General features: G+C 66.9%; 1 protein-coding gene. It reads left to right on the top strand.

What is annotated here, in order from left to right:
- Positions 1-12 precede the first annotated feature (12 nt).
- Positions 13-2,856, top strand: a 2,844-nt coding sequence (locus tag ACQ0O7_RS45150) for a type I polyketide synthase (RefSeq protein WP_430792109.1), incomplete at its 3' end; no start/stop codon positions are given.

The raw sequence follows: 2,856 nt of genomic DNA, 5'->3' as shown, positions 1-2,856 counted from the left end.
TACGCCGCGGCTGTGGGTGGGGAGCCGGACGTTCAGGCGCATCTGATCACCGGAAGCGCGTTGAGTGTGCTGTCCGGCCGGATCTCGTACGTGCTGGGCCTGGTCGGTCCGGCCATCTCGATCGACTCGGCGTGTTCCTCCTCGCTGGTGGCGTTGCATCAGGCGGTGTCGGCGCTACGTGGTGGCGAGTGTTCGATGGCGCTGGCCGGTGGTGTGATGGTGATGGCCGATCCGAGCGAGTTCGTCGGTTTCTCCCGGTTGCGGGCGCTGTCTTCCGACGGCCGTTGCCGGGCGTTCGGTGACGGCGCGGACGGCATGGGTATCGCCGAGGGTGCCGGCATGGTGATGCTGGAGCGGCTCTCCGACGCGCAGCGCAACGGCCATGAGGTGCTGGCGGTGATCCGCGGCAGCGCGGTCAACCAGGACGGTGCGTCCAACGGGCTGTCGGCGCCGAACGGTCCGTCGCAGCAGCGTGTGATCCGTGCCGCTCTGGCGAACGCGCAGGTCAACGCTGCTGATGTGGATGTGGTGGAGGCGCACGGCACCGGCACTTCGCTGGGTGATCCGATCGAGGCGCAGGCGCTGCTGGCGACCTACGGTCAGGAGCGGCCGGGTGCGGATCGGCCGTTGTGGCTGGGGTCGATCAAGTCGAACATCGGTCATGCGCAGCAGGCCGCGGGTGTGGCCGGTGTGATCAAGATGGTGATGGCCATGCGGCACGGTCTGTTGCCGCAGACGTTGCACGCTGAGACGCCGTCGTCTCACGTCGACTGGTCGGCGGGCAACATCGAGTTGTTGTCGCAGGCTCGGGAGTGGCCGGCTGGTGAGCGGGTGCGTCGGGCTGGTGTGTCGGCGTTCGGGATCAGTGGCACCAATGCGCATGTGATTCTGGAGGAGGCTCCGGAGCCCACTGCGGTGTTCTCTTCGGCCGAGGTTCTGCCGGTGGTGGCCGCGGATCTTTCGGTGTGGCCGATCTCCGGTCGTAGCACGGCGGCTTTGGCCGGGCAGGCGGGCCGTCTGCGGGAGCATCTGGTGGCTCGTCCGGAGTTGCCGGTCGGTGATGTGGCGTGGTCGTTGGCCACGACACGGTCGGTCTTCGATCACCGGGCTGTGATCCTCGGCGTCGAGCATGACGAGATGCTGGCCGGCCTGGTCTCATTGGCCACGGATCAACCCGCTCCCGGCGTGGTGACCGGTCAGGTCGTTCCGGGTGGTGTCGGTCGGACGGTGTTCGTGTTCCCGGGTCAGGGCTCGCAGTGGGTCGGCATGGGCCGGGAGTTGGCCGACTCATCCCCGGTGTTCGCGGCGAGGCTGGCTGAGTGTGCGGCGGCTTTGGAGCCGTTCGTGGACTGGCGACTTGATGACGTACTGGCTGGTCGTCATGGTTTTGAATCTGCTGATGTGGTCCAGCCGGCGTTGTGGGCGGTCATGGTTTCCCTTGCCGCGGTGTGGCGTGCCGCCGGTGTCCAGCCGGATGCGGTGGTGGGTCATTCGCAGGGTGAGATCGCGGCTGCTGCGGTGGCGGGGATTCTGTCGTTGGAGGACGCGGCGAAGGTTGTCGCGTTGCGGAGTCGGGCTTTGACGGTTCTCGCCGGTCATGGCGGGATGCTGTCGATCGCGGAGTCGGTGGCGGTGGTGCGTGACCGGATCGCCGGGTTCGGTGATCGTCTGTCGATTGCTGCGGTGAATGGTCCGTCGGCGACGGTGGTTTCCGGTGAGCCCGGGGCGCTGGACGAGTTGCAGGCGGCCTGTGGCGATGCGGTGCGGACCCGGTTGATTCCGGTGGATTACGCCTCGCACGGTCCGCAGGTGGAGCAGTTGCGTGCGGAGATTCTGGCTGCCCTGGACGAGATCGTGCCGCGTCCCGGAGCGATGCCGATGGTGTCGGCGTTGACCGGGGAGTGGCTGGCTGGTCCGGAGTTGGATGCCGGCTACTGGTACTCGTCGTTGCGGGAGACGGTGGAGTTCGACCGGGCTGTGAGGGTGCTGACCGATTCCGGTCACGGCGTGTTCGTGGAGGTCTCGCCGCATCCGGTGTTGATCCCGGCTGTTGACGCCGCTGTCACGGTGGGCAGTCTTCGTCGTGATGACGGTGGTGTGCGGCGTCTGATGGCGTCGTTTGCTGAGGCGTTCGTCAACGGTGTCGCCGTTGACTGGTCGAAGGTGCTGGGCGGGGGGAGAACGGTCTGTCTACCGACGTATGCGTTCCAGCGTCGGTTCTTCTGGCCGAGTGCTCAGGAACCAGCGGGTATGCGGGGCGCCCCGGAGGCTGATGCCGAGTTCTGGGCTGCTGTCGAGGGTGGTGATCTGGTCGAGTTCGCTGCCAGGTTGAACGTTGACAGTGCCGGTTTGGGCGATGTGTTGCCGGTGCTGGCTGATTATCGGCGGCGCCGTCAGTCCGATGCTGCGGTGGCTGATTGGCGTTATCGGGTGAGCTGGGTTGCGGTGGTGGAGTCCTCGGCGGCGGTGCTGTCCGGTAAGTGGCTGGTCGTCGGTGACGGTGCGGGGGTTGTTGGTTCGGTCTTGGCGCAGCGCGGCGCCGAAGTCGTTGATGACATCGGCCAGGCGGACATCACGGGTGTGGTGTCGGTGCTGCCCGAGGGTCCGGCGGCGATCGCGGAGTTGATCCGGGAGCTGGCTGCTGCCGGTGTGGTGGCTCCGTTGTGGGTGTTGACGCGTGGTGCGGTCGGCACCGGTGTCAACGATCCGGTGACTGCCGTGGATCAGGCGCAGGTGTGGGGTCTGGGTGTGGTGGCCGCTTTGGAACTCGGTGACCGCTGGGGTGGCCTGATCGATCTGCCGGTAGTGCTGGATGGTCGTGCCGGTTCGAGGTTGGTGTCGGTGCTGGCCGGTGGT

The organism is Actinoplanes sp. G11-F43 (assembly GCF_050589265.1).
Classification (GTDB): Bacteria; Actinomycetota; Actinomycetes; order Mycobacteriales; family Micromonosporaceae; genus Actinoplanes.
Note: the sequence above shows the minus strand (reverse complement) of the source record. Positions and strands in the feature narration are given on the sequence as shown.